The following is a 27,000-nucleotide window of genomic DNA, read 5'->3' as shown; positions in this document are numbered from 1 at the left end:
ATGCGCTTTTCTTTCAATGACTTGAAGCTGCCCGACGCTGTGCTCGCAGCCTGGCAAAGGCTGCTGGCCAGCCGCATCGGCCAGCGCGTGGCGGCCCTGCCCTGGTGGCACCGCTGGCCCACGCGGCGCGAATGGCTGCTGTTCGCCGCTGCGCTGCCGCTGCTGTTTGCGCTGTATGTGCTGGCCCTGATCCCGTTCACGCCCGGCATCCGCGACATACGCAAGGCCAAGCTGGAGCAGCCCGCCCAGATCATGAGCGCGGATGGCAAGCAGCTCGCGCAGTTCAAGCGCAGCAACCGGCAGTGGGTGAAGCTCGACGAGATGTCGCCCTCGGTGATCAAGGCGCTGATCGCCACGGAGGACCACCGCTTCTACGAGCACCACGGCATGGACTGGCGCCGCACGCTGGGTTCGGTGGTGCACACGCTGCGCGGCGATCCGCAGGGCGGCTCCACCCTCACCCAGCAGCTCGCACGCAACCTGTACCCGACCGAGATCGGCCGCGCGCCCACGCTCAACCGCAAGCTCAAGGAGGCGATCACGGCCTTCAAGATCGAGGCGCTCTACACCAAGGACGAGATCCTCGAGACCTATCTGAACACCGTTCCCTTCCTCTACAACGCCTTCGGCATAGAGATGGCGGCGCGCACCTATTTCGACAAACCGGCCGCGCGGCTGACGGTGCTGGAAAGCGCCACGCTGGTGGGCATGCTCAAGGGCACGAGCTACTACAACCCCGTGCTCAACCCCGACCGCGCGCTGTACCGCCGCAACACGGTGCTGTCGCAAATGGTCAAGCGTGGCGTGCTGCAGGAGGCCGAGTTCGCCCAGCTCAAGAAGCGCCCCATGCGCATCAATTTCGAGCGCCAGGAAGAGCCCCTGGGCATGGCGCCCCACTTCGCGCAGCAGCTGCGCAAATGGCTGATCGACTGGGCCGACCGCAACGACTACAACATCTACACCGACGGCCTGGTGGTGCACACCACCATCGACTCGCGCCTGCAGAACTGGGCCAACCAGGCCGTGGCGCGCCAGACGCGCACGCTGCAGGGCGTGGCCAACGGCGCCTGGAGCCAGCGCGACGGCTGGAATGCCGCCAACCCGCTGGTGCAACAACTGGTGCGAGAGACCCCCGCCTGGCGTGCCGCGCGCAAACGCGCGGACGGCCAAGGCAAGGACAAGGTAACGGACAAGGACAGCGAGGAAGACACCCTCAAGGCCCTGCTGGCCGACAAGGCCTTCATGAAGCAGCTGCGCGAGGACAAGACGCGCGTGCAGGCAGGCTTTGTGGCGCTGAACCCGGCCACCTCCGAAGTGCTGGCCTGGGTGGGCAGCCGCGACTTCACGCAGGACGCCTACGACCATGTGCAGCAGGCACGGCGACAGCCCGGATCGACCTTCAAGCCCTTTGTCTATGGCGCCGCGCTGCAGCAGGGCGCCACCCCCGACGACAGGCGCGTGGACGGCCCCGTGGAAATCAAGCTGCCCGGCGGCGAAGTCTGGCGCCCCACCGACGCCACGCCACCCACGGGCCGCGAGATGACGCTGCGCGACGCCCTGGCCTACTCCAAGAACACCATCACCGCCGAAGTCATGCAGTCCGTAGGCCCCGCCCGCGTGGCGCGCCTGGCGCGCGCCCTGGGCGTGCGCCAGAGCCCGCTGGACGAAGTACCCGCCCTGGCCCTGGGCAGCAGCCCGGTGTCGCTGCTGGAGATGGTCAACGCCTATGCCAGCCTGGCCCACGGTGGCCGCTGGCTGCCGCCCATGATGGTCACGCGCATCGAGGACGCCGAGGGCAAAGTCATTGCCGAATTCAGCCCGCCCAAGCCCGAGCGCGCGCTGGACGAAGACCACGCCTACGCCCTGGTGGACATGCTGCGCGCCGTGGTGGACAAAGGCACTGCCGTGGCCGTGCGCCAGCGCTACGGCATCCACGCAGACGTGGCCGGCAAGACCGGCACCACCCAGGGCAATGCCGACGGCTGGTTCATCCTCATGCACCCGGAAATCGTCACCGGCGCCTGGGCAGGCTTCAACGACCCGCGCATCACCCTGCGCAGCGACCGCTGGGGCCAGGGCTCGCGCAGCGCCCTGCCCATGGTGGGAGACTTCATGTCCCGCGCCCTGCGCAGCCCCGTCATCGACGCCAAGGCCCGCTTCGAGCCGCCCGAACAAAGCCACTGGTGGTCCGACATGGTCGGCCGCCTGCGCGAACGCATGCAGGACTGGTGGCCTGACCAGCCGCCGCCCGCACAGCCCGGCCAACCCGCCACCCCGGAGCCGACTCCGGCCCCGGAACCCGCGCCCGAGCCCACGGAGCCACCCGGACCGGGCCTGTCGCCCGGCGAGGAAATCATAGAAAGCACCCCCGCCCTGCCCGCACCCAGCATCCCCCTCACCCAGGGCACGCTGGGCCCCACGGACCAGCGCGCAGTGCAGGAAGCCACCCCCGCCACGCCAGCCCTGCCCGGCGGCGAAGACGCCCCCGCAGGCACCGGCGTGGTGATCACGCCGATCCAACCCTGACCCGGCTGGCTGTTAGCTGTTGGCTGTTGGCTGTTGGCTGTTGGCTGTTGGCTGTTGGCTGTTGGCTGTTGGCTGTCCCCAGCCTCCCCCCTTCTGCCCACGCCTGCGTTGGGCGGGATGCGGGGTGGCAGCCCTGCCGAAGGACAGGGCTGCTTCGTTGTCTAGCTTGCCGCAGTTGTTTGAACGGATTGCGCCGCAGGCGCAAGGAGTGAGGTCTGCGGCACACCCCGCATCCCGCCCAACGCAGGTCGCCCGTAGCGAAGCGAAGGGTCGTGGGCAGTGCGGGGTGTACGTGTCAAGGACATGGGTAACAACTCAGCTCACAGACATGGGTAACACTTCAAGCTCACATAGTCCTTCTGGGGTCCTCGCACATCCTCTTCGTTGAAGCAGCCCAGTCGCACCGGCCCCAGATACACATCCCACTGGCCAGCGGCCACCTCCTGCATCCCGATCCACTGCCCCGCCAGCAGGTAGCCGATGTAGACCCGCAGCGCTCGCCAGTAAATCAGGCCGTTGTGGCTGACTCGAACTCGTTCCCAATGCTTCGGGTACTGCAGCTCCGGTAGCTTTGAGGGGTATGGCCTGGCCGAGTCGCTGTAATGCTGGGCCGGCATGCTTTGCTGCAAGGCCTCATGCGGGCGCTGCTGGTTGTAGTGCTCCACAAAGGCATCGAGCTGCATCTGCAATGCCGCTTTGTCCGCCGCAGGCTCTTTGCCCAGGGCATGCTTGAGCGTGCGGTGCATCCGCTCGTGGCGACCGTTTTGCTGTGGCTTGCCCCTCTCGATGCGCTCCGGCCTGATGCCCAGCCTTATCCACCATATCGCCAGGCGTGACAGGCCCGCCACGCCAGTAGTCGCGAACGGCGGACCGTTGTCACTGCGTATGCGCTCGGGCAGTCCGTATTGCCGAAACACCTGTTCGAAGCTGCGTTTGGCATCCTCGTAGTTGGGGCTGTCGTAGACATGCACGGCCAGCAAATAGCGGCTGGCGTGGTCCATGATGGTCAATGGATAGCACCAGTGACCATCGGCTGTCTTGAACTGGCCTTTGTAGTCTGCACTCCACACCCCATTGGGCTGCTTGCTCGTTCGCAAGGGCTGGGCCGTAGGCACCGAGCGTCTGCGTACACGCCTGCTGCAAACAAGCCCCTCAGCCTTCAGCACGTTGTAGATGGTGGTTTTGCTGGGTGTCTCCTGTGGGCCCCAACGCTGCAGGAGCAAAGCGTGCAGCTTCTTGGGCCCCATCTGTGACCTTTGCTGCGTGCGCAGCTCAATGATGGCCCGGCGCTGTGCATAGCTGATCGCCTGATTGTTCCCGTGGGGCCTGCGACTGCGTTCTTGCAATCCATCCATGCCCAGTTGGCGGTAACGCTCAACCCACTTGTAGGCCGTCTTGCGGCTGATGCCGTAGCGCCTGCACAGCTCGCTCAGCGGCACGCCACTGCGCAGATGGTCGGCTATGAAGAGCAGTTTCTCGTCCATGGGTGCGCACTCCTTCCAGGGCATGGTGATCGCTCCTTGGCTGCTGTTGGCTACAGCTGCCAAGCTTGGATCTGTTACCCATGTCCTTGTACTGATGTGTCACCTATGAGTGTGAGTCGTACCGGGGCGCGCTTCTTTGCTTCCTTTCTTATCGCGCGATAAGAAAGGGAGTCGGCCGCCGGGCCGAAACCCGGCTCCTGCCCGCCGCAAAGGCAAGCAGCAAAAATCAGTCCAGAAGATCAGCCCAGATCAGGCAAGAAACCAAGTCACCGCGAAGTCCGCGTATGACTCACATTGGCATCCACAGTCCCAAACACCGTCACCCCACTGCCACTGGACGCCTGGCTCCCCGAAACATCCCCAGGCACCCCGCCCGCGCAACCAGCCAGCCCCACACTCAGGGCCACCAGCACCATCGCGGCCAGCCCACGCATGCCGTACTTCATCGCAATCTCCTTCATCTCCGGCGTAACCGACCGGCACAGCCCATGTTAGCCGCGCCAACCCGCCGCCCCGTGAGCGAAGGTAATCACCCTTCCAGGTAAAGCGCAGCCAGCCGCTCGCGTGCAGCGCTGTCGATGCCCAGCGCATCCCGCAGATACCCCTCCATCCCTCCGAAGTCGGCCCGCACCATGTCGGTGGCCGCCGCCAGGTAAGACGCCTGCACGCGCCACAGCACATCCATCACCTCGGCCGGCATGGGAGCGAAGGTGGTGGCGGGGCGCTGGTAGAGCTGGTTGGTCAGCAGGTAGTCCTGCATCACGGTGTCCTCGTCCACGCCCAGCGCGGTGAGCAGCAGGGCGGCGGCCCAGCCCGTGCGGTCCTTGCCGGCCGTGCAGTGGAAGACCAGCGGGTCCTGGCTGTCCAGCAGCAGTTGGAACAGCTGTGCAAAGCGTGGTGCGTAGTCGTGCACGAAGCTGCGGTAGGTGTCCTGCATCAGCTCCTCGGCATGGGCGGCCGTGAGGTCATTGCCTGCGGCAATCAGGGCGCTGGCGCGCTGCACCACGGTGGGCTCGACGATGAGCGCATGGCGGGCAATGCCCGGCCATTCGTAGGCCAGGTGGGCGCTTTCCATCTTGCCCCGGAAGTCCGCGCTGCGCGCGAGCTTCAGGCCCTGCAGCACGTCCAGGTCCGCCGCGCTGAGGCCGGCCAGGTGGTCAGCACGGAACAGCGTGCGCCAGCGCACGCGCCGGCCATCCAGGCCCGCGTAGCCACCGAGGTCTCGGAAGTTGGAGGCGCCGTCCAGGCGGATGGAGCGCGAGGGCGCCGGGGAGGAAGCAGCGGCGGCAGCCGCTGCCGGGGTGAGCATTTCGGTATCCATGCCCGCTAGATTAGCCCAAGCATGTGTTGTCCCCGTGTCAGGCCGGCGACCCGCTCCGGCAAGGTGCAGAAGCGGGTCGCAGGATCAGGTCAGGCAGGCGCCTTACGCCAGATGCTTGCCCACGATGCCGGCCAGCTCGAACATGTTCACACTGTCCTTGCCGAAGACGGGCCGCAGCTTGTCATCGGCGCGGATGACGCGCTTGTCCTTGGGGTCCTGCAGGTTCTGGGCCTTGACGTATTCCCACAGCTTCTTGACCACCTCGGTACGCGCCACCGTGCCTTCGCCGATGACGGCGGCCAGGGCCGCGCTGGGCTGCAGCGTGCCGGCAACCGGCTTGCGCGCGGTCTTGGTGGCCGTCTTTGCCGTGGTCTTGGCCGCGGCTTTCTTGGCAGGCGCCTTCTTGGCCGGCGCGCTCTTGGCGGCCGCCGTCTTGCGCGGCGGGTACTTGCTGTCGCGCTGCTCGAACTCGAAGTTCACCTTGCCGGCCGCGCCATCCCAGACCAGGAAGGCCTTGAAGCTGCGGCGCGTGCGGTTGGAGACGAACTTGTCCAGCAGGTCGGTCTTGCCGGTCTGCAGCAGCTTTTGCATCTGCTCGCGCTCTATGGGCTGCTGCAGGATGATCTGGCCGCTCTTGAAGTCGCAGCTGGGCGTGGCCTGGGCCAGCGTGGGCACGGCCTTGGCGCAGACGTAGTTGCTGCCGTGCTCGAAGACCGGCGCGCCGCACTTGGGGCAGGGGCCCAGCGATTGCTGGCTGGCAAAGTCCACCAGCTCGCCCGTGTCTTCGGAGGCGGCGTCGTCGCCAAAGTCGAACTCGAGCTTGTAGTTGCCGCCTTCCTCATCGTGCACGATGGTGACCTCGGCCACGAAGGGCCAGCCGGCCTTGGAGCGAAAGCCGTCCAGCGGGCCCAGGCGGCGGTCGCGCAGCAGTTGCTCGGCCTCGGCCGTCTCGAAGGTGCGGCCTGCAGGCGACTTGGTGAACGAGAAGCCGCAGCCCGCGCCCTGTCCGTCGCTTCCCGTGCAGCCGTAGCGGCGGTAGTTCTCCTTGACCACGCCGCCGCAGTTGGGGCAAGGCGTGGACAGGGTGGCGTAGTCGCCGGGCACGGTGTCCCGGTCGTATTCCTTGGCCTTCTTGACCAGCTTTTCCGTCATGGACTGGATCTGCTGCATGAAGGCATCGCGCGAGAGCTGGCCCTTTTCCATCTGCGCCAGCTTGTACTCCCATTCGCCGGTGAGGTCGGCGCGCGAGAGTTCTTCCACGCCCAGGCCGCGCAGTAGGGTCATGAGCTGGAAGGCCTTGGCCGTGGGAATCAGCTCACGGCCTTCGCGCAGCATGTACTTTTCGGTCAGCAGGCCTTCGATGATGGCCGCGCGCGTGGCAGGCGTGCCCAGGCCCTTTTCCTGCATGGCCTCGCGCAGCTCGTCGTCCTCGACCTGCTTGCCGGCGCTTTCCATGGCGCCCAGCAGCGTGGCTTCGGAGTAGCGCGCGGGCGGCTTGGTCTTGAGGCCCTTGGGATCGACCTGGCCGGCGCGCGGCTGCTCGCCGGGCTGCACCGCGACCAGGGGCTGGCCCTTGTCGCCGTCCTTGCCGCCTTCGACCTCGTTGGCGGCTTCCTTGCCGTAGATGGCCAGCCAGCCGGGCTTGACCAGGATCTTGCCTTCGGTCTTGAAGCTGTGCTGCTCGACCTTGCTGATGCGCGTGGTCACCTGGTGCTCGGCGCTGGGGAAGAACACGGCCATGAAGCGGCGCACGACGAGGTCATAGAGCTTTTGCTCGGCCTCGGACAGGCCGCTGGGCGCCTGCGTGGTCGGGATGATGGCAAAGTGATCCGACACCTTGCTGTTGTCGAAGATGCGCTTGGTCGGGCGCACATAGTTCTCGTCCAGCGCCTGCTGGGCAAAGGGCGCCAGGTGGCGCATGCCGCTGCCGGCCAGCATGGCGAAGGTCTGGTGCGCCACGGGCACGTAGTCCTCGGGCAGGGCACGCGAGTCGGTACGCGGGTAGGTCAGGGCCTTGTGGCGCTCGTACAGGCTTTGCGCCAGCGACAGCGTGGTCTTGGCCGAGAAGCCGAACTTGCCGTTGGCCTCGCGCTGCAGGCTGGTCAGGTCGAACAGCAGCGGGCTGGCCTGGGACGTGGGCTTGGACTCCTCGGTGACCTGGGCCGGCTTGCCGCGCACGGCGTCGGCAATGGCCTGGGCGTCGCGCTGGTTCCAGATGCGGTCGGCGCGGGCTTCCGCATCCTCGCTCTTCTTCCATTGGGGATCGAACCACTTGCCCAGGTACTGGCCGGCCTGCGCATCGAAGGCGGCATGCACTTCCCAGTAGTCGCGGCTCACGAACTTGCGGATCTTTTCCTCGCGCTCCACCACCAGGGACAGCGTGGGCGTCTGCACGCGGCCCACGGTGGTCAGGAAGAAGCCGCCATCGCGAGAATTGAAGGCCGTCATGGCGCGCGTGCCGTTGATGCCCACCAGCCAGTCGGCCTCGGAGCGGCTGCGCGCGGCGCTGGCCAGGCCCAGCATCTGCGCATCGCTGCGCAGGTTCTGGAAGCCGTCGCGGATGGCCTGCGGCGTCATGGACTGCAGCCACAGGCGCTTGACCGGCTTGCCCAGGCCCTTGCCGTCGGGCTTGGCGCCTGCGGCGTACTGCTCGATCAGGCGGAAGATCAGCTCACCCTCGCGGCCCGCGTCGCAGGCGTTGATGAGTTCGGTGACATCCTTGCGCTTGGCCAGCTTGACCACGGCATTGAGCCGGCTCTTGGTCTTGTCCACGGGCTTGAGGTCGAAATACGGCGGAATCACCGGCAGGTTGGCAAAACTCCATTTGCCGCGCTTGACGTCGAATTCCTCGGGCGCCTGGATTTCCACCAGGTGGCCCACGGCGCTGGTCACGACGTAGTGCTCGCTCTCGAAGTATTCATCGTGCTTGTCGAATTTGCCCGCCACCGGAGTCAACGCGCGGACGATGTCCTGCGCGACCGAAGGCTTCTCAGCAATCACCAGGGTCTTTGTCATTGTGTGTACTCGTCATTCCCCGCAGGACCTGCATGTCGCAGCCTGCGCTTCTACAATCCATGGCTCACGCGTGTACGTACGTGTACGCGCACGCGCATGTGTGCCTATTCAAGTTATCAGAGAAAACATGCCCCGCACAGCTTTGGCCCCTTCCGGCGGCCGCCGTATCCAGACCCGCCGCTCGGGTGTCCATGGCAAGGGCGTCTTCGCCGCGCAGGATCTTGCCGAAGGCGAGGTCCTTGTCGAGTACGTAGGGGAAATCGTCAGCTGGCAGGAGGCCCAGGACCGGCATCCGCACGACCCCAGCCAGCCCAACCATACCTTCTACTTCCACGTGGACGAAGACCGCGTGATCGACGCCAACTATGGCGGCAACTCGTCGCGCTGGATCAACCACAGCTGCGCTCCCAATTGCTACACCGATGAGCGCGATGGCCGGATTTTCATCGTCGCGCTGCGCAACATCGCCGCCGGCGAGGAGCTGAGCTACGACTACGGCCTGATCATCGACGAACCCTACACCAGGAAGCTGAAGGCCGAGTATCCATGCTGGTGCGGCGCGGCCACCTGCCGCGGCACGCTGCTGGCGCCCAAGCGCGGCTGGCGCCCGCCCATGCCCGGCGATGCATTGCCGGCCAGCGCAAAGCCGGCATCGGAACAATCTGAAAAGACAAAGCGGGCCAAAAAGCAGCAGGTCAAAGCGGAAAAGCATTTGGAAAAGGCCCCCCAAAAGCCAAGGAAAAAATCCCGCAAATCCTCCACAAAGGCCGGCGCATGATGGCATCGTCCCCCATTCACTGGCCTGCGGAATCGCTGTGGCAGGCCATCGAGCCGCAACTGCCGGGCTTTTCCGTGGAAATCGTGCCCAGCATCGGCTCGACCAATACCGAGTTGATGGCGCGTGCCCGCGATGGCCGCAACGAACCCGTGCTGCTGGTGACCGAAGTGCAGACCGCCGGCCGGGGCCGGCTGGGCCGCCAGTGGACCAGCGGCGTGGGCGATTCGCTGACCTTCTCGCTGGGCATGCCGCTGGCGCCTGCCGACTGGTCCGGCCTGTCGCTGGCCGTGGGCCTGAGCGTGGCGCAAAGCCTGCAGCCGCAATTGCCCGCCCCGGGCTCGCAGCGCCCGCGCATCGGCCTCAAATGGCCCAACGACCTGTGGATCGACGGCGACCGCAAGCTCGGCGGCATCCTGATCGAGACGGCCAGCTTTGTCGGCAGCGCCGCGCATGAACCCGGCACGCCGCGCTACGTGGTCGTGGGCATCGGCCTGAACGTGCGCCCGCGCCCCGGCGACGGCATGCGCACGCCCCCGGCCAGCCTGCTGGAGCTGGACGAACGCCTGGACGCGCCCACCGCCCTGGCCTGCGTGCTGCCGGGCCTGGTCTCCGACATCCAGACCTTTGCCGCCCAGGGCTTTGCGCCGCTGGTGGAGCGCTTTGCCCAGCGCGACCTGCTGCGTGGCCGCGCCGTCAATCTCAGCGATGGCGAAAGCGGCACGGCCGAGGGCGTGGGCCCCGATGGCGCGCTGCTGGTGCGCACGGCGCGCGGCCTGCAGGCCATCACCAGCTCGGAGATCAGCGTGCGCCCGGCTGCTGTAGGCTAGGGCGGGTGACTCATCACTAGGGCCCAAGAAACGACATGCTGCGAATCGCCTTCCTGCTGCTGGTGCTGGCCAATGCCGGCTACTACCTCTGGAACCACGGCCAGCTCCAGGCCCTGGGCCTGGCACCGCCATCCCAGACCGAGCCCGAGCGCCTGGGCCAGCAGGTGCGCCCGGAGGCGCTGAGCCTGCTGAGTGTGGACAACGCGCCGCCCCTTCCTCGGCCACCCAGGCCACGGCTCCTGCATCCCCTGCGGCACCCGCAGCACCTGCGGCTCCTGCGGCACCGGCCAGTGGCGAGGAACCCGCCGCACCGGCTCGCCCCGAGAAAGCCGCGGGCCAGCCCACCAGCTGCCTGGTGGCCACGGGCATCGAAGACCGCCATGCCGAGGCGCTGCGCCGCGGCCTCATCGCCCAGGTCGCCAGCGACCAGTGGGACCTGAGCAGCACGCACCAGCCGGGCCGCTGGATGGTCTACATGGGCAAGTTCCCCGATGCCGAGTTCCTGGAGCGCAAGCGCGCGGAACTGCGTGCACGCAAGATCGACTTCGACCGCGCAGGCAGCGCGCTGGAGCCCGGCCTGTCGCTGGGCCGCTTCTCCTCCGAGGAAGCGGCCACGCGCGAGCTGACCAACGTTGCGCGCCAGGGCGTGCGCACGGCCCGCGTGGTGCAGGAGCGCCCCGACATCACCCTCTACACGCTGCGCCTTCCCCAGGCCACGCCCGCGCTGCGCAGCCAGGTCGAGTCCATGGGCGGCAAGGCCTTCGAGGGCAAGCCGTTCAGGCCCTGCTGAGCCCCGCCAGGGCACGATGAAAAAAGGCCCGCGATCCTGTGATCGCGGGCCTTTTGCATTTCACTCGCAGAGGCTTCAGAGCGTACGCGGATCGGTGGCCATCAGCTGCTCCACCAGCACCTTCAGGTCGGTGGTCAGGCGCAGGTAGCCGGCCTGGTCGAGGTCCAGGGTCTGCTCGTTCATGTAGAGCTTGCGGTTGATCTCGATCTGGATGCTGTGGCGGTGCTCGGCGGGCTTGCCGTAGCGGCGCACCAGCTCCACGCCCTTGTAGGGATGGTTGTAGTCCACGCTGTAGCCGCGCTCGCGCAGGAAGGCGCAGATGCGCTCGGACAGCGCCGGGCTGGCCGTGCTGCCGTCGCGGTCGCCGATGACGAAGTCGGCATGGACCAGGCCCGGGTGCAGCGTGGCATGGCTGGCTGCGACGGAAGGCATGGAGTGGCAGTTGATATGGATGCTGTAGCCATGGCGCGCATGGGCGCCGTCGATGGCGCGCTCCACGGCGGCGTGGTAGGGCTTCCAGCAGCGCTCGATGCGCTGCAGCAGTTCAGCGGCGGGCAGCTGGCGGTCATAGATGGGCACGCCCTCATCGGTGAACTTCCAGATCAGGCCCTTGCCCAGGCGCACCTTCTGCAGCACGACCTGGTCGGTGGTGACGGGCAGCGGCCACTCGCCCTCGATCATGGTGGTGTCGATCTCGGTGGTGTCGCGGTTGGCGTCCAGGTAGATGCGCGGGAAATGCGCCTCCACCCAGCTCACGCCCAGGCCCGGCGCAAAGGCGTAGATCTTCTCCACATGCGTGTCCTCGGCTTGGCGCAGCGTGGCCAGCGGCAGGCAGGAGCCGAAGTCCGTCGGGTAGACCGTGCCGCTGTGCGGCGAGTCCAGCACCACGGCACTGGCGCCGGCAACGCTGGTGACCATGGGCGGCGCGGCATCGGCCGCGCCGGAGCCTGCCACGCCGGGCAGGGATTGCAGGAAGTTCTGACTGATCAGTCGCAGGACGGGATGCATGAGGAAGTGGTCTATCTCGGTTACGCATTGCACCGCTGCGCTGCGGCCAGCCCGCCATGAAACTGGCGCGTCCCAGGCCAGGGACGCCGAGCAAGGGCCGCCCCGCAGCGAGGGCGTCGTCCCCCTCCCGCGAAGCGAGAGAGGGGGAAGGCGCGAAGCGCCTCAGGGGGAGCCTTTAATCCAGCTGGATCTGGGCCGTGGCGGCAATCTTCTTCATCTTGGCGACTTCGCTGGCGATCTGCTTGGTGAAAGCGTCGCTGCTGGTGCCGGAGATGTACAGGCCCTGGGCCGCCATGCGCTTTTGCACGGCCGGGTCCTTGAGCGCGGCCGCGATGGCCTTTTGCACGCGGGCGATCTGCTCGGGCGGGGTGCTCTTGGGGGCCACCAGGCCGAACCACGAAGGATCATTCAGGTCGGCATGGCCGGCTTCGGCGTAGGTCTGCACGTCGGGCAGCACGTCCAGGCGCTCATGCCAGGACACGGCCAGGGCCTTGACCTTGCCGCCCTTGATGTGGGGCAGCGAGGAAGCCACCTGGTCGAAGTACACGGGAACCTGGCCACCGAGCACGTCGTTGATGGCCGGGCCTGCACCGCGGTAGGGGATGTGCTGCATCTCGGTGCCCGTGCTCTTCATGAACTGGGCGCCCCACATGTGGCCGATGGTGCCGTTGCCGGGTGTTGCGAAGCTGACCTTGCCGGGGTTGGCCTTCAGGTACTTCACGAACTCGGCGAAGTTGTTGGCGGGCACCAGCTTGGGGTTGATCACGATCACGCCAGGCGCCTTGACGATCTCGGTCACGCCGACGAAATCGTTGATGGCGTCGTAGGGCAGCTTCTTGAACACGGCGGGGTTCACGCCGTGCGTGGACAGCGTGGCGATGCCGAAGGTCACGCCGTCGGTGGCACGCGCCACTTCGGCCATGCCGATGGAGCCGCCAGCGCCGGCCTTGTTCTCGATCACCACGGCCTGGCCGCCCAGCAGCTTGGGCAGCACGTCCTGCATGTTGCGCGGGACCATGTCGGTGGAGCCACCAGCAGGGAACGGAACGACGATGCGCAGGGGACGGGAGGTGTCCTGGGCGAAGGACATTCCAGGAACGACAGAAGAAGCGGCGATGGAAGCAAGGAAATGACGTCGTTGCATAGGATCTTTCTTACAAACAAGTTCAGATTAAAAGAAATCTGCTCACAAAAAAAGCAAATACTGTGCCTGTTAATATTCCAAACAGGAATACTTTCATCATATCCCTGTCATGAGTTTGCGCCGCCTCAACCCGCCCACGCATCTGCTGCGCGCTTTCTCCACCGTGGTGCGCTTCGGGGGCGTCTCGCGCGCGGCCGAAGCCTTGCACCTGACGCAAAGCGCAGTCAGCAAGCAGATCCAGGAGCTGGAGAAATGGGTGGGCGTGCCGCTGTTCGAACGCGAGCGCAAGCGCTTGAGGCTGACGCCCGCGGGCGAGCGCTATGAGCGCGCAGTGCGCGCCCTGCTGGGCCAGCTGGAGGCAGCCACCCTCGAACTCATCACCAGCGATGACAGCCGAGGCGCGCTGCACCTGTCATCGCTGCCGACTTTCGCGGCCAAGTGGCTGATCCCCAGGCTGCCCCAGTTTCAGCAGCGCTATCCACAGATCACGCTGCACTTTGTACCCTACGTACACAGCTACCAATTTGACAGTCCGGGGCTGGACTGCGCAATTTTGTTTGGCGACGGGCACTGGAATGGCGCGCATGCCCACTATCTGGTGGGCCGCCAGGTGGCCCTGATCGCACCGCCGCGTGGCGCAGGCCCCGAGGCACGCATCACCACCCCACAGGACGTGGCGCGCTGCACCCGGCTGCGCCATGTGACCATTCCCGATGCCTGGGCGCGCTGGAGCGAGGCCCATGGCGTCAACGGCATCAGCCCCCTTGCGGGCCCGCAGTTCGACCAGTTCCAGACCATCATCCGCGCCGTGATGGCCGGCATGGGCATCGCCCTGGTGCCGCGCTGCCTGGTGCAGGACGAGATCGCGGCCGGCCTGGTGAACGAGCCCCTGCCCCAGCACGGCTACCAGAGCGCCCTGGGCTACTGGCTGTGCTATCCGGCCGACCGCGCCAACCACGGCACCCTGGGCATCTTCCGCAACTGGCTGGTGGACCATGCCGCGCAGACGCCGGGACGGATCGCGGTGGCGCCTGTGGCTCCCGGGGAATCTGCGGCAGCCGGGGAAGCCCCGCCACCTATGCCGCAGGCTTGGGCGACGGCGGCGAGCGCAGCGCCTTGAAGCGCACGCTGAAACGCGCACCCGGCGGCTGCTGGCCCGGATGCGCATCTTCCAGCACCACCTGGGCGCCATGCTGGCGCGCGATCTCCAGCACGATGGGCAGGCCCAGGCCCGAGCCATCGGCCTCCGAGCCCAGCACGCGGTAGAACGGCTGGAACACCAGCTCGCGCTCGGCCTCGGGCACGCCCGGTCCCGAATCCTCCACCTGCAGCAACAGGACCTGACCGAAGGGATCGGCCAGCACGCGCACCGTGACCATGCCGGGCCGGCTGCTGCTGGAAGGCGTGTAGTTGATGGCGTTGTCCACGAGGTTGCGCACCAGCTCCGTCAGCAGCGTGGCGTTGCCCTGCAGCCAGACGCCGGTGGCTGATGACTCGGCGCCGTCGTATCCCAGGTCCACATGCTTGTCCATGGCGCGCGGCAGGCAGTCGCGCACCACGTCGGTGACGATGCGCACCAGGTTGCAGGGCTGCATGGCCAGGCCGCGGCCCACGCCGGCGCTCTCGGCGCGCGCCAGCGCCAGCAACTGGTTCACCGTGTGCGTGGCGCGGATGCTGGAGCGCGCGATCTGGGCCAGGGACTGCCGCAACTCCTCCGTGCTCACGCCCTCGCGCTGGGCCAGTTCGGCCTGCATGCGCAGCCCGGCCAGCGGTGTCTTGAGCTGGTGGGCCGCGTCGGCCAGAAAGCGCTTTTGCGTGGCCAGCGAATCACCGAGCCGCCCCAGCAGGTCGTTGACCGAGTCCACCAGCGGCACGACTTCCAGCGGCACGTCCTTGTGGTTGATGGGCGAGAGGTCCTCGGGCCGGCGCGCGCGGATGCGCTCCTCCAGCCGGTGCAGCGGCTTGATGCCGCGCGCCAGCGCCAGCCACACCAGCAAGGCGGCCAGGGGCAGGATGACGAACTGCGGCAGCATCACGCCCTTGATGATTTCCGTGGCCAGCACGCTGCGCTTTTCGCGCGTCTCGGCCACCTGGACCAGGGCCTGGGGCTCGTCGGGCAGGGGCATGCGCACCCAGACATGGGCCACGCGCAGGTCAATGCCGCGAAACTCCGCATCGCGCAGCTGCACGGCGCCGCCGGTCGGTGCACCGCCGGGCGATAGATCGCCGGATGGCGGATCGTCGGACTCGGGCGGCAGCGGCAGATCGCGCTCGCCGGCCAGGTATTCGCCCTTTACGCCCAGCACCTGGAAATACACGGTGTCCGACTCGTCGGCGCGCAGGATCTCGCTGGCCGATTGCGGCAGGTTGAACAGCACCTTGCCCTGCTGCACCATCACCAGCTGCGCCAGCGCCTGGGCGTTGTACTCCAGCGCGCGATCGAACGGCTTGTTGGCAAGGCCCTGGGCCACCAGCCAGGTCAGCGCCAGGCTCACGGGCCACAGCAGCAGCAGCGGCGTGAGCATCCAGTCAAGGATCTCGCCGAACAGTGAGCGCTGTTCACGCTGGAAGATTTTCATCGGCGGGCAGCCCTCACGACGGGTTCACGGCCCCGTGGCATCCGCCACTATGCGCAGGCAAGCCAACCCGGGCCTGACAGCCAGGGCAGCGGCCTCAGGAAGCGATCTTCTCAAGGCAGTAGCCCAGGCCGCGCACGGTGGCGATGCGGATGGGGCCGCGCTCTATCTTCTTGCGCAGGCGGTGGATATAGACCTCGATGGCGTTGTTGCTGACCTCGTCGCCCCATTCGCACAGGCGCTCGACCAACTGGTCCTTGCTGACCAGCCGGCCCGCACGCTGCAGCAGCACTTCCAGCAGGCCCAGCTCGCGCGCCGACAGCTCGACCATCTTGCCGTCAATGGTGGCCACGCGGCCGGCCTGGTCGTAGACCAGGGGGCCGTGCTTGATGGTGCTGCTGGCGCCACCCATGCCGCGCCGCGTGAGAGCGCGCACACGCGCCTCCAGCTCGGACAGCGCAAACGGCTTGGCCATGTAGTCGTCGGCGCCGTAGTCCAGCCCCTGCACGCGCTCTTCCACGCTGTCGGCCGCCGTGAGGATGAGCACCGGCAGCGCATCGCCCCGGCCGCGCAGCTTCTTGAGCACTTCAAGCCCGTGCATCTTGGGCAGGCCCAGGTCCAGGATGAGCAGGTCGAACTCGCTGCTGGTCATCAGCGCGGTATCGGCCTCGCTGCCGTTGGCCACATGGCTGACCACGGCGCCCGAGCCGCGCAGGCTGCGCAGCAGACCATCGGCCAGGACCTGGTCGTCTTCGGCAATCAGAATGCGCATGGGGTTGTCTCCTGAAATACAGACGCGCTCTGGATGTTGGAAATGCGCGTCTTTGATTCCTAGGATTCTAGGATGCGCCCCGCCCCACGGGCAGGGACCTTACCCGAGTGAGCCGCCGCCCGCATAGGCCTCCAGCCCCAGCGCCACCACGGTGGCGATGTCGTCGCCGACTTCCTCGCGGAACTCGGCCTCGGCCTGGGACACGGCGTCATGGAAGGCCTGCAGCCATGCCAGGCCCGCAGGCGTGAAGCGGATGCGGCGTGCGCGCGCATCGCGCTCGTCGCTTTCGCGCGTGACCAGGCCCCAGGCCTCGCACTGGGCCACCAGGTCGCCCATGGACTGCTTGGTCATGCCAGCGCGCTCGGCCAGGTCGGTGAGCCTGTCGCCAGCCAGCGACAGATGCCGCGTGATGTGGATGTGGGCAGCCCCCACCTTGTCGCGCGCCGCAAGATTGGACAGCGCAAGCGGCACCTCCACATCGCGCGCCATGAGCTGCAGCACACGCGCGTCGAACCGCCGCATGGCATGGCCGAGCAGGCGGCCCAGGTGGGTCTGGCGCCAGGCATCGGCGGGCGGCGTGACGGGGGAAAACTCACTCATGGATGCATTGTGGAGGCAAATCCAACAAGTCAGGAAAACTGACTAAAAACACCAACAAAACAAACCAACAAGCCCATAAACTACTGTTCAAGCATCCAGCCTGAATGCAAATACAGAGCTGAAACCCCAGCCAACCCAGGAGTCCGCATGAACACCGCCGTCACCACCGCCAACAGTGAAAAAGCCAAGGCCCTGCAGGCCGCACTCGCCCAGATCGAAAAGCAGTTCGGCAAGGGCACGATCATGCGCCTGGGTGAAGGCGAAGCCATCCAGGACATCCAGGTCGTCTCCACCGGCTCGCTGGGCCTGGACATCGCCCTGGGCGTTGGCGGCCTGCCCCGTGGCCGCGTGATCGAGATCTACGGCCCTGAATCCTCGGGCAAGACCACGCTGACGCTGCAGGTCATCGCCGAAATGCAAAAGCAGGGCGGCACCTGCGCCTTCATCGACGCCGAGCACGCACTGGACACCAGCTACGCCCAGAAGCTGGGCGTGAACCTCAACGAAGTGCTGATCAGCCAGCCCGATACCGGCGAGCAGGCCCTGGAAATCGTGGACAGCCTGGTGCGCTCGGGCGCCGTGGACATGATCGTCGTGGACTCGGTGGCCGCCCTCACACCCCGGGCCGAAATCGAAGGCGAGATGGGCGACCAGCTGCCCGGCCTGCAGGCCCGTCTGATGAGCCAGGCGCTGCGCAAGCTGACAGCCACCATCAAGAAGACCAACTGCATGGTCATCTTCATCAACCAGATCCGCATGAAGATCGGCGTGATGTTCGGCAGCCCCGAAACCACCACGGGCGGCAATGCGTTGAAGTTCTACGCCTCGGTCCGCCTGGACATCCGCCGCACCGGCACCATCAAGAAGGGCGACGAGGCCATCGGCAACGAGACCAAGGTCAAGGTCGTCAAGAACAAGGTCTCGCCTCCGTTCAAGACCGCCGAGTTCGACATCCTCTTCGGCGAAGGCATCTCGCGCGAAGGTGAAATCCTGGACATGGGCGTCAACGCCAAGATCCTCGACAAGTCAGGCGCCTGGTATGCCTACAACGGCGAGAAGATCGGCCAGGGCCGCGACAACGCCCGCGAATTCCTGCGCGAGAACAGCGGCCTGGCCGTGGAAATCGAGAACAAGGTGCGCGACAGCCTGGGCATCGCCCTGCTGCCCACGGCCGGTGGCGATGCCCCCGAAGCCAAGGCCGCCAAGGCGGGCAAGGCCAAGGCCGACAAGGACGGCGTGATCGAAGCCTGAGCGGCCTGACCCCTCACTGCAGGCGCTGCCGCGCCTGCACACACTGTGTTTGCCATCTTGGCGCAGGCTCACGTCTGCGCCTTTTTTATCGCCGGGACGCCCCAAGGCAAAAAAGCGGCCCCCTTGGGGGGCAGCGGACCTTGCGCAGCAAGGGGAGCGTGGGGGCCTTTTTTATTCGGGACGATTCAGGAGACATTGCCGCATGGGATTCGCCAAGCTGTCGCTCAAGGGCCGGGCGCTCAAGCTGCTGGGCCAGCGCGAACATTCACGGCTGGAGCTGGAACGCAAGCTCGCCCCCATGTGGAGGAAGGCGAAGACCTGGGCGCCATGCTCGACGCGCTGGAGCAGCGCGGCTTCATCAGTGCCCAGCGCGTGGCCGAGTCCGTGCTGCACCGCAAGGCCGCGCGCTTTGGCACGGCACGCGTGGTGCAGGAGTTGCGCAACAAGGGACTGGACGACGGCCTGGTGCGCGCCGCCGCAGAGCAACTGCGCGCCACCGAACTGCAGCGTGCCCTTGCCGTATGGCGCCAGCGCTTCGGCGCACCACCGGCCACACCGCAGGAACGACTTAAGCAGATGCGTTTCCTGGCCGCGCGCGGTTTTGGTGGAGAAATTGCGAGCAAGGTGCTGCGGGGGCGCAGCGAAGACTGGGACGCAGGAGCAGAGGACGAAGGCTAGCCTGCGCGCCGGGTCGCACCCCAGCACACCAGCGACCCCACGGTCACCAGCACCACGCCCTGCCAGAAGCCCCAGCCCGGCTGCACCTGCAGCCAGGCACTGGCCAGCAAGGCAGAGAACACGGGCGTGAAGTACGAGGCGGCAGCCATCACGGCCAGATGCCCGTGCTGTATGCCGTGCTCCCAGCAGCTGTAGCCCAGGGCGGTGAGCCCGCCCACGGCCAGCAATTGAAGCACCACGGTGCCTGACCATTGCATGCCGCCTTCACCGCCCAGCCACAGCCATTTGATCCACAGCGCCAGCGCGGTCCATATCAGGAAAAGGCCCACGGCATTGTGGCCACCGCCCCAGCGCCGCGCAGCCAGCGAATAGCAGGGCCACAGCAGGGCCGCGCCAAAAGCCAGTCCATACGCCAGCGGGTTGGACAGCATGTGGTCCGCCATGCCCCGCAGTTGCAGCGAGTCGCCGCCCAGCACGCGCGTCAGCCCCCACAGGCACAGCAGCACGCCGGGCCACAGCCACCAGCGCGCATGCTGCTGGCGCAGCAGCACGGCCAAAACGATGGTCAGGCTGGGCCACAGGTAATTGATCAGCCCCAGCTCCAGCGCCTGGGCGCGGTCCTGCGCCAGGCCAATCGCCAGCGACAGGCAGATCTCGTAGACCGCAAACAGCAGGCCGCAGCCCCAGAAGTAGGCCGGATGCATGGCCCGCCACTGCGAGGGCCCGGGCAGGCCGCGCACGGCGGCCACGCACAGTGCGCTGACCGTGTAGAGCATGGCTGCGCCGCCCACGGCGCCCAGCGGCTCGGCCACCGAGCGCATCAGGCCCACGGTGCAGCTCCAGCACACCACGGCCAGCAGTCCGATGGCGGTGGCCCGGCCGGCGGCCACGGGGGAGTTGTTCTGCAGGGAAGACACGTCGATGGCTGCGCGCGGCAGCTCAGTGCGGCTGCAGCAGCTGGCGCAGCGAGTGGTACAGCGCATCCGAGCCATGCGCGGTGTTGTCCGCATCGAACGAGAACTCGTTGCTGGACTGCGTGCCCGTCGCATCCTCGGGCCGGGCTTCCATGAAGAAGGACAGGAAGCGCGCGCCCTGGCGGCGGTGCATGGTCAGCACTTTCTCCAGCCGCTGCGGCGACAGGGCCACCAGCGGATGGAACTCCGTCACGCCATAGGCCGTGTGGCCATAGCGGCGCAGCATCTGGCCGACCAGCGGGCCGTAGGTATCTTCGCCGTACAGGCTGACACCCAGGGACAGCCCCGGCATGCGCTGCAGGCTGCGCTCCACGGCGTAGCGGTTGGCATCCCAGCTCGGATTCGCATGGGGGTTGAGCTGGTGGGCAAAGCGAGGAACCCGGCCCAGGCAGCCGTGGCCGATGTGCTCGGAAAAGCCCTGGATGTAGTCGGCCACCTGCTGCTCGCGGAAATCGTTCCAGTCCGTGACCAGCGGGTTGTAGAACAGCGCCAGCCGGTCCTGCGGGCTGTCCACCCAGAATTCCACGCCGTCCGGCAGCTTGCCGAAGTCGGGCAAGGCCTCGGCGGCATGGGGCCTGGGCTCGCCCTGGTTGCGGTCCATCACGGCGATCTGGCGCGTGGCCAGCAGGCCCAGGCTGCGTCCACCGGCCTGCAGCACCACGTCGATGCGGTGCAGGCCCTCGCCCAGCGCCGGATAGCGGATGTCGGCACGCCAGCCCACATCGGGCGTGAGGAACCCGGGCTTGGCCTGTGCCACGTCCTGGCGGTGCATGTGCACGGGGGCATGCGAGTAAGGGCGCCCGTCCACGAAGACGGCCACGGCCAGCTGCTTTTGCAGCTTCGCATCGGGCGAGTGGACCCAGCCGGACACGGGCACGGTGCCGGCTGCATAGCTGTCGATGTGCTGGAAGAAGTTCTGCAGCGGCTCGCTGCGGATGTTGCGCGACGGCGGCTCGACCGCGTCGAAGCTGGCAAAGCCGGACTTCAGGTGGGCATTGAGCCGCGCGATGTCGCCATAGCGCTGGCGCAGGAATGCATGGAAGCCCGCCACGGAGGCCGGGCTGTAGTCGGTGACCGCATAGCCTTCGGCCGCGAACCCCATGCCGGCCTCGAATCCCGGGAACAGCTGGTGCGTCTCGCCCAGCACGGTGAGGGCGCGCAGCTGGTGCATGGCGGCATCGCCTGCGGCGCATATGCGCTCGGCCAGGGCATCGACGACCAGCTTGCGCACGCGCGTGACTTCGTTGTCCTGCCGCGCGACCGACCACGGGAAGATGCGCGCGCCCAGATAGCTGTCCAGCGGCAGCGGCCCCTTGGGTGTCCACGCAAGATTGGCGGGATCGGCGGCCAGGCGCTCCTCGGCCTTGGAGTGCACCTCGAAATGCGTGGCGAACAGATACAGCACCACGGGCCGGTGCGCCTGCGCCACCGTGCGTACCACACGGTCCAGCGCCTCGCCCCGGACCTCCCAGGCCTGGCCATTCCACTGCACATAGCGCAGCAGCGGCACGCTGAGCGTATAGCCCAGGTCCAGTTCACCCTGGGGCCGGCCCAGGCGCTGCAGCGTGGCTTTCACCATTTCTGCGGCCGAGCCCTGCGGACCCAGGCAACTGGCGGGTATCTGCTGAAATTCCTTGGGAAAATCCTCGCGCAGCCCGTCCTGCACCAGACAGGCCTCCATATTGCCCAGCAGCGGACTCAGCAGCAGGCGCGATGAAGACGGCAATGCAGGCCGCAGCTTCCAGGCAAACACAACGACCAGCAGGCACAGCACGGCCAGGGCCAGGACATGGCCCCAGACCGGACTGCGCCGGCCCGGCAGGGACGCGGACGGTGGCGTGGCCGGGCTCACAGGCCCAGCATGATCTGCAGGTTCTGCACGGCGGCGCCGCTGGCGCCCTTGCCCAGGTTGTCCAGGCGGGCGATCAGCACGGCCTGGCGGTACTGCTCATTGGCGAACACGCGCAACTCCAGCTTGTTGGTGTCCGTCAGCGTGTCGGCGGCCAACTTCATGTCATCGGTCGGCGGCAGCACCGACACCCATTGCTCCGGCGTGTTGGTGGCCGCGTAGTGGGAGGCCAGCGCATCGTGCAGGTCCGCCGCCTTGGGCGCGCCCGGCAGCAGTTCCAGATGCAGCGGCAACTGCACCAGCATGCCCTGGCGGAAATTGCCCACGGCGGGAATGAACACCGGGCGGCGCGTCAAGCCGGTGTATTGCAGGATCTCGGGAATATGCTTGTGCGTCAGGCCCAGCGCGTAGGCCTCGTAAGGTGCGGCCGTGCCAGCCTCATAGGCTTCGATCATGCTGCGGCCGCCGCCCGAATAGCCGGACACCGAGGGCAGGCTCAGGCCGTGGTCGGCAGGGATGAGGCCCGCGGCAACCAGCGGGTGCAGCAGCGCGATGGCTCCCGTCGCATAGCAGCCGGGGTTGGACACGCGCTTGGCAGTCTTGACCGCCTCAAGCTGGCCGGCACGCAGCTCTGGGAAGCCATACACCCAGTCGGGCGCCACGCGGTGGGCCGTGGATGCATCGATGATCTTGATGGTGCGGCCGGTCTCGGCCTCGATGGAATCGACCATGGCCACGGTCTCGCGCGCGGCATCGTCATGCAGGCACAGGATGACCAAGTCCACGCCGGCGATCAGCGCACGCTTGGCGGCAGGATCCTTTCGCAGCTCGGGGGCAATGCTGACCAGCTCCACGCCGGACAGATCGACCAGACGCTCACGGATCTGCAGCCCTGTCGTGCCTGCTTCGCCATCGATAAAGACTTTTGCCATCGCTGTATTTCTCCTGCTGCGCGGCCCTCCTGGAGCCGCTGCGGCACCATTGCCGCGTTCCAGCTGCGGATTCTCACCGAAACCGGGTCCCCCTGCGCCCGTTGTCGCAAAACGGTTGGCGGTGGCGATCAAGGGCGTGCTGACATGCGCCTGTTACAAACAGCGGGCAGCGCAGTCTGCAGATCCTCTATAAGACAAAAGAGCTGTGGCGCCTGAAGGAAATGTCGGGAAACCGTCTTTTCCCTGACATATCAATGCATTGCACAGTTCCTGACATGCTGCTTGGCCCGCAGGAAATTGTGGATTCTGCGCATGGGGGCGTGTCGGATGGCGCAGTGCAGCATGGTACATTCGGCGATTGCCAGGTCACTCCGCCTTGAGGCAGCACCCCAGGGCTACCGGGTCAATCCCCCCCTATTTGTTTGAGAGAGACATCATGAAGATTCATGAATACCAAGGCAAGGACATCTTGCGTCAGTTTGGTGTGCCTGTACCTCGCGGTATCCCTGCGTTCACAGTGCAAGAGGCCGTCGAGGCCGCCCAGAAGCTCGGCGGCCCCGTGTGGGTCGTGAAGGCCCAGATCCACGCTGGTGGTCGCGGCAAGGGCGGCGGCGTGAAGGTCGCCAAGAGCATTGACGACGTCAAGGCACTGGCTGGCCAGATCCTGGGCATGCAGCTGGTCACGCACCAGACCGGCCCCGAAGGCCAGAAGGTCCGCCGCCTGTACATCGAAGACGGCGCCGACATCCAGAAGGAATACTACCTGTCGTGCGTGACCGATCGCGGCACGCAGAAGGTGGCCTTCATCGCTTCCAGCGAAGGCGGCATGGACATCGAGGAAGTGGCCCACTCCACTCCCGAGAAGATCATCACCATCTTCGTTGATCCCCTGGTCGGCCTGACCCAGGCGCAAGGCGAAGAACTGGCCAAGGGCATCGGCATGCCTGCCGACTCCACCGCCCAGTTCATCGACATCTGCCAGAAGCTCTACAAGTGCTACATGGACACGGATGCCTCGCTGGTCGAGATCAACCCGCTGAACCGTGACAGCAAGGGCAACGTGGTTGCCCTGGACGCGAAGTTCAACTTCGACGCCAACGCCCTGTTCCGCCTGCCCGAAATCGTGGCCCTGCGCGACCTGGACGAAGAAGATCCCGCTGAAGTCGAAGCCTCCAAGTTCGATCTGGCCTACATCTCGCTGGACGGCAACATCGGCTGCCTGGTCAACGGTGCAGGTCTGGCCATGGCCACCATGGACACCATCAAGCTGTTCGGCGGCGAGCCGGCCAACTTCCTGGACGTGGGCGGCGGCGCCACCCCCGAGAAGGTCACCGAAGCCTTCAAGATCATGCTCAAGAACCCCAAGGTCGAAGGCATTCTGGTCAACATCTTCGGCGGCATCATGAAGTGCGACACCATCGCCACCGGCGTGATCACTGCCTGCAAGGCCGTGAACCTGCAAGTGCCCCTGGTCGTGCGCATGAAGGGCACGAACGAAGAACTGGGCAAGAAGATGCTGGCCGAGTCCGGCCTGCCCATCATCAGCGCCGACACGATGGCCGAAGCGGCCACCAAGATCGTCGAAGCCGTCAAGTAAGCAGGCCCGGAGAAAACACCATGTCGATCTACATCAACAAAGACACCAAGGTCATCACCCAAGGCATCACGGGCAAGACGGGCCAGTTCCACACTGAAAAGTGCATTGAATACGCGAACGGCAAGAACTGCTTCGTGGCCGGTGTGAATCCCAAGAAGGCCGGCGAAAAGATCTTCGACGTGCCAATCTACGCCTCCGTCAAGGAAGCCGCGCAAGGCACGGGCGCCACGGTCTCCGTGATCTACGTTCCCCCCGCAGGCGCTGCCGCCGCGATCTGGGAAGCCGTGGAAGCCGACCTGGACCTGGCCATCTGCATCACCGAAGGCATCCCCGTCCGTGACATGCTGGAAGTGCGCAACAAGATGCGCGCCAAGGAAGCCGCAGGCGGCAAGCGCACCCTGCTGCTGGGCCCCAACTGCCCCGGCCTGATCACGCCCGACGAGATCAAGATCGGCATCATGCCCGGCCACATCCACAAGAAGGGCCGCATTGGCGTGGTCAGCCGCTCCGGCACGCTGACCTACGAAGCCGTGGCGCAGCTGACCGAACTGGGCATTGGCCAGTCGTCGGCCGTGGGCATCGGCGGTGACCCGATCAACGGTCTCAAGCACATCGACGTGATGAAGGCCTTCAACGACGATCCCGACACCGACGCCGTCATCATGATCGGCGAAATCGGCGGTCCCGACGAAGCCGAAGCTGCCCGCTGGTGCAAGGACAACATGAAGAAGCCGATCGTCGGCTTCATCGCTGGTGTCACTGCCCCTCCCGGCAAGCGCATGGGCCACGCCGGCGCGCTGATCTCCGGCGGTGCCGACACGGCCGACGCAAAGCTGGCCATCATGGAAGAGTGCGGTTTCGTCATCACCCGCAATCCTTCCGAAATGGGTCGCCTGCTCAAGGGCCTGATCTAAGCGGCACCGGTTCTGCGTGACATCCTGGGGTTCGCCCCAGGAAGAAATTACGCAGAATTACGAATCGGTAAGGCGGCAAGTCCGCCCTACACTGACGACTCCAAAAAAGAAAAAGCGCCAGAGGCCACCGCCCTGGCGCTTTTCAACTCATAACAGCGGAGAAACCATGGAATACCTGCAAAGCGCCGATTTCTGGATCGGCCTGTTGAAGATCGTCTGGATCAACATCATCCTGTCTGGCGACAACGCCGTCGTCATCGCCCTCGCAGCACGCTCGCTGCCCCCCGCACAGCAAAAGAAGGCCGTCATGTTCGGCTCCGGCGCCGCCGTGGTGCTGCGGATCATCCTGACCGTGGTCGCGGCCAAGCTGCTGGAGCTGTCTTTCCTGCAGATCGTGGGCGGCTGCCTGCTGCTGTGGATCGGCTTGCAACTGCTGACCGGCGAAGAAGAGGATGAAGGCGAATCCAAGGGTCACGGCAGCATGATGGTCGCCATCCGCACCATCCTGATCGCCGACCTGGTGATGAGCCTGGACAACGTGATTGCCGTGGCCGCCACGGCGCAGGGCAACATGGTCCTGCTGATCCTGGGCCTGGCCATCAGCATCCCGCTGGTGGTCTTCGGCTCCACGCTGATGATCAAGCTCATGGAGCGCTTCCCCGTCATCATCACGCTGGGCGCTGCCCTGATCGGCTGGGTCGGCGGAGAAACCATCGTCAACGACCGCCTGCTGCACGACTACGCCATCAGCCATCCCTGGCTGCACTACGTGGCGGCTGCCGCCGGTGCCGTGCTGGTCGTCGGCATTGGCAAGCTCCTGCAGTCGCGCTCCGGCGCCAAGCACGCGGCACAGGCCTGATACCGCCACAGGCGGCCCTTCGCCACCTCCACAACGCACTGCCTCGGCAGTGCGTTTTTGCTTTGTGAGGATCCGTTCTTGCTGTGGCGTCAAGCTGACGAGCCGCTGCGCCGGCCCATTCTTGGCACTTGGGGGCACTGTTTTCATTTACGCTGTGCACCGGCTTCACCATTGCATCTGCACACAGGGACTGATGGCAACACCGCCGCGCCCGCCCTTCGCCACCATGCCCAGCGCACCCAAGACCCCGGACCAGCCCTGCCGACAGGCAGTCCCTGCGCAACACTGCGCCATGGTTGCGCGCACCGATGTGGGCCGGCGCCGTGACAACAACGAGGATGCGGTCACCATCCACCCCAGCGCCCAGCCCTGGCCCATTGCGGTGCTGGCCGATGGCATGGGCGGCTACAACGCCGGCGAAGTCGCCAGCGCCATGGCCATCAGCCTGGTCTCAGTGGCACTGCAAAGCGTAGCCACCGAGGCGCCGGCAGCCAACACTCCACAAGCCCGCCAGGAATTGCAGCAGTCACTGGCCAATGCCTTGAACCTGGCCAACGCCGCCATTCTTACAGCCGCCCGGGAAACACCGGGCTGCCGCGGCATGGGCACCACCATCATTGCCGCAGCCCTGCTGCCAGGTCTGCTGATGCTCGCCCACCTTGGCGACTCGCGGGCCTACGGCTGGCGCGAGGGTCAACTGCTGCGCCTGACCCGGGACCACACCTGGCTACAGGAAGAAATCGACGCAGGCCGCATCCAGGACCACGAAGCCCGGCAATCCGGCCTGGGCCACCTGCTCACCCAGGCCCTGGGCGTCACGCCGGACGTCACGCCCGATTTCAATGAATGGTCGCTGCAACCCGGCGACCGCATCCTGCTGTGCTCCGACGGCCTCACCGACATGCTCGATGACCAAGCCATCGCCGCCCTGTTCACCCAATCCAGCCCGCTGCCCGTCTTGCTGACCTCGCTGCTCGCCGCCGCCAATGAAGCCGGCGGAAACGACAACATCAGCGCGGCGCTGATCGAGATACAGGCCAGCCCGTCCCCTGCAGCCAGCACTTCCCTCGATTGAGCCCCTCACAGCGATCGACGGCAGATCCCA

Annotated in this window: 20 protein-coding genes and 2 pseudogenes; 11 read left to right on the top strand and 11 right to left on the bottom strand. The window is 66.3% G+C overall.

Translation table 11 applies throughout. The annotated features are described in order from the left end of the window. On the top strand, nt 1–2,526 hold the full coding sequence (locus CLV01_RS04595; RefSeq protein ID WP_099734887.1) for a penicillin-binding protein 1A: 2,526 nt from the start codon (nt 1–3) through the stop codon (nt 2,524–2,526). A 320-nt stretch (nt 2,527–2,846) separates the two neighbouring features. Here CLV01_RS04595 and CLV01_RS04590 read toward each other — a convergent pair whose 3' ends face one another. The 3 genes from CLV01_RS04590 to CLV01_RS04575 all read right to left on the bottom strand — a co-directional run bounded on the left by CLV01_RS04590 (nt 2,847) and on the right by CLV01_RS04575 (nt 8,346). Then, nucleotides 2,847–4,034, bottom strand: a complete 1,188-nt coding sequence (locus CLV01_RS04590; RefSeq protein ID WP_099732752.1) for an IS481 family transposase — start codon at nt 4,032–4,034, stop codon at nt 2,847–2,849. Nucleotides 4,035–4,539: 505 nt separating this feature from the next. Next, a complete protein-coding gene (locus tag CLV01_RS04580) occupies nt 4,540–5,319 on the bottom strand; it encodes a tyrosine-protein phosphatase (protein WP_099735224.1) in 780 nt (259 codons plus the stop codon). Between the two features lie 114 nt (nt 5,320–5,433). Further along, a complete protein-coding gene (locus CLV01_RS04575) occupies nt 5,434–8,346 on the bottom strand; it encodes a DNA topoisomerase III (RefSeq protein WP_099734888.1) in 2,913 nt (970 codons plus the stop codon). 127 nt (nt 8,347–8,473) lie between these two features. Between CLV01_RS04575 and CLV01_RS04570 the strand changes: the two genes are divergently transcribed. The 3 genes and pseudogenes from CLV01_RS04570 (at nt 8,474) to CLV01_RS04560 (ending at nt 10,741) form a co-directional block, all read left to right on the top strand. Continuing rightward, the gene (locus CLV01_RS04570) at nt 8,474–9,124 is read left to right on the top strand and encodes an SET domain-containing protein (protein WP_099734889.1); all 651 of its coding nucleotides are present in this window, start codon (nt 8,474–8,476) and stop codon (nt 9,122–9,124) included. Beyond that, entirely contained in the window at nt 9,121–9,951 is an 831-nt protein-coding gene (locus tag CLV01_RS04565) for a biotin--[acetyl-CoA-carboxylase] ligase (protein ID WP_012202814.1), read from the top strand. The genes CLV01_RS04570 and CLV01_RS04565 overlap by 4 nt, the downstream gene beginning before the upstream one ends. Nucleotides 9,952–9,986: 35 nt before the next feature. After that, nucleotides 9,987–10,741, top strand: a pseudogene (locus CLV01_RS04560) (SPOR domain-containing protein). 75 nt (nt 10,742–10,816) lie between these two features. Here the strand turns inward: CLV01_RS04560 and CLV01_RS04555 are convergent. Then, nucleotides 10,817–11,749 carry an N-formylglutamate amidohydrolase gene (locus CLV01_RS04555; RefSeq protein ID WP_099734891.1) on the bottom strand — a complete coding sequence of 311 codons (933 nt, stop codon included), beginning with the start codon at nt 11,747–11,749 and terminating at the stop codon, nt 10,817–10,819. 175 nt (nt 11,750–11,924) lie between these two features. Further along, a complete protein-coding gene (locus CLV01_RS04550; protein ID WP_012202811.1) occupies nt 11,925–12,893 on the bottom strand; it encodes a Bug family tripartite tricarboxylate transporter substrate binding protein in 969 nt (322 codons plus the stop codon). A gap of 109 nt (nt 12,894–13,002) precedes the next feature. Here CLV01_RS04550 and CLV01_RS04545 point away from each other — a divergent pair, with 109 nt between their 5' ends. Continuing rightward, nucleotides 13,003–14,013, top strand: a complete 1,011-nt coding sequence (locus CLV01_RS04545) for a LysR substrate-binding domain-containing protein (RefSeq protein WP_013804575.1) — start codon at nt 13,003–13,005, stop codon at nt 14,011–14,013. On the opposite strand, the gene CLV01_RS04540 is transcribed toward CLV01_RS04545, so the two are convergent. The 3 genes from CLV01_RS04540 to CLV01_RS04530 all read right to left on the bottom strand — a co-directional run bounded on the left by CLV01_RS04540 (nt 13,970) and on the right by CLV01_RS04530 (nt 16,841). Beyond that, nucleotides 13,970–15,472 carry a sensor histidine kinase gene (locus CLV01_RS04540; protein ID WP_034389798.1) on the bottom strand — a complete coding sequence of 501 codons (1,503 nt, stop codon included), beginning with the start codon at nt 15,470–15,472 and terminating at the stop codon, nt 13,970–13,972. The two genes, CLV01_RS04545 and CLV01_RS04540, sit on opposite strands and share 44 nt — an antisense overlap. A gap of 94 nt (nt 15,473–15,566) precedes the next feature. Then, complete coding sequence (locus tag CLV01_RS04535; RefSeq protein WP_012202808.1) at nt 15,567–16,241, bottom strand: response regulator; 675 nt, start codon at nt 16,239–16,241, stop codon at nt 15,567–15,569. A 99-nt stretch (nt 16,242–16,340) separates the two neighbouring features. After that, nucleotides 16,341–16,841 carry a MarR family winged helix-turn-helix transcriptional regulator gene (locus CLV01_RS04530; protein WP_012202807.1) on the bottom strand — a complete coding sequence of 167 codons (501 nt, stop codon included), beginning with the start codon at nt 16,839–16,841 and terminating at the stop codon, nt 16,341–16,343. Between the two features lie 147 nt (nt 16,842–16,988). Between CLV01_RS04530 and recA the strand changes: the two genes are divergently transcribed. Further along, the gene (gene recA, locus CLV01_RS04525; RefSeq protein ID WP_012202806.1) at nt 16,989–18,092 is read left to right on the top strand and encodes a recombinase RecA; all 1,104 of its coding nucleotides are present in this window, start codon (nt 16,989–16,991) and stop codon (nt 18,090–18,092) included. A 202-nt stretch (nt 18,093–18,294) separates the two neighbouring features. Beyond that, a pseudogene (gene recX / locus CLV01_RS04520) lies at nt 18,295–18,770 on the top strand (recombination regulator RecX). Here recX and yddG read toward each other — a convergent pair. From yddG to argC, 3 genes are read right to left on the bottom strand one after another with little or no spacing between them, the layout of a single operon-like run. Then, nucleotides 18,767–19,687 carry an aromatic amino acid DMT transporter YddG gene (yddG, locus tag CLV01_RS04515; RefSeq protein WP_099735225.1) on the bottom strand — a complete coding sequence of 307 codons (921 nt, stop codon included), beginning with the start codon at nt 19,685–19,687 and terminating at the stop codon, nt 18,767–18,769. The pseudogene recX and the gene yddG sit on opposite strands and share 4 nt — an antisense overlap. A 22-nt stretch (nt 19,688–19,709) precedes the next feature. Continuing rightward, nucleotides 19,710–21,596: a hypothetical protein gene (locus CLV01_RS04510; RefSeq protein ID WP_099734892.1), complete on the bottom strand. Its 1,887-nt coding sequence runs from the start codon at nt 21,594–21,596 to the stop codon at nt 19,710–19,712. After that, complete coding sequence (argC, locus tag CLV01_RS04505; RefSeq protein ID WP_099734893.1) at nt 21,593–22,525, bottom strand: N-acetyl-gamma-glutamyl-phosphate reductase; 933 nt, start codon at nt 22,523–22,525, stop codon at nt 21,593–21,595. The genes CLV01_RS04510 and argC overlap by 4 nt, the downstream gene beginning before the upstream one ends. 436 nt (nt 22,526–22,961) lie before the next feature. Here argC and sucC point away from each other — a divergent pair, with 436 nt between their 5' ends. The 4 genes from sucC (at nt 22,962) to CLV01_RS04485 (ending at nt 26,970) form a co-directional block, all read left to right on the top strand. Then, nucleotides 22,962–24,122, top strand: a complete 1,161-nt coding sequence (sucC, locus tag CLV01_RS04500) for an ADP-forming succinate--CoA ligase subunit beta (protein WP_012202801.1) — start codon at nt 22,962–22,964, stop codon at nt 24,120–24,122. 20 nt (nt 24,123–24,142) lie between these two features. Beyond that, nucleotides 24,143–25,036, top strand: a complete 894-nt coding sequence (gene sucD, locus CLV01_RS04495; protein ID WP_012202800.1) for a succinate--CoA ligase subunit alpha — start codon at nt 24,143–24,145, stop codon at nt 25,034–25,036. A 166-nt stretch (nt 25,037–25,202) separates the two neighbouring features. Next, nucleotides 25,203–25,895, top strand: coding sequence for a TerC family protein (locus tag CLV01_RS04490; RefSeq protein WP_099734894.1), 693 nt, complete (start codon nt 25,203–25,205; stop codon nt 25,893–25,895). A gap of 292 nt (nt 25,896–26,187) precedes the next feature. Then, entirely contained in the window at nt 26,188–26,970 is a 783-nt protein-coding gene (locus tag CLV01_RS04485) for a PP2C family protein-serine/threonine phosphatase (RefSeq protein ID WP_099734895.1), read from the top strand. Nucleotides 26,971–27,000 lie beyond the last annotated feature (30 nt).

Source organism: Delftia sp. 60 (assembly GCF_002754395.1).
Classification (GTDB): Bacteria; Pseudomonadota; Gammaproteobacteria; order Burkholderiales; family Burkholderiaceae_C; genus Comamonas; species Comamonas acidovorans.
The sequence above is the reverse complement of the archived record's forward strand: the minus strand, read 5'-3'. Positions and strand labels throughout refer to the sequence as shown.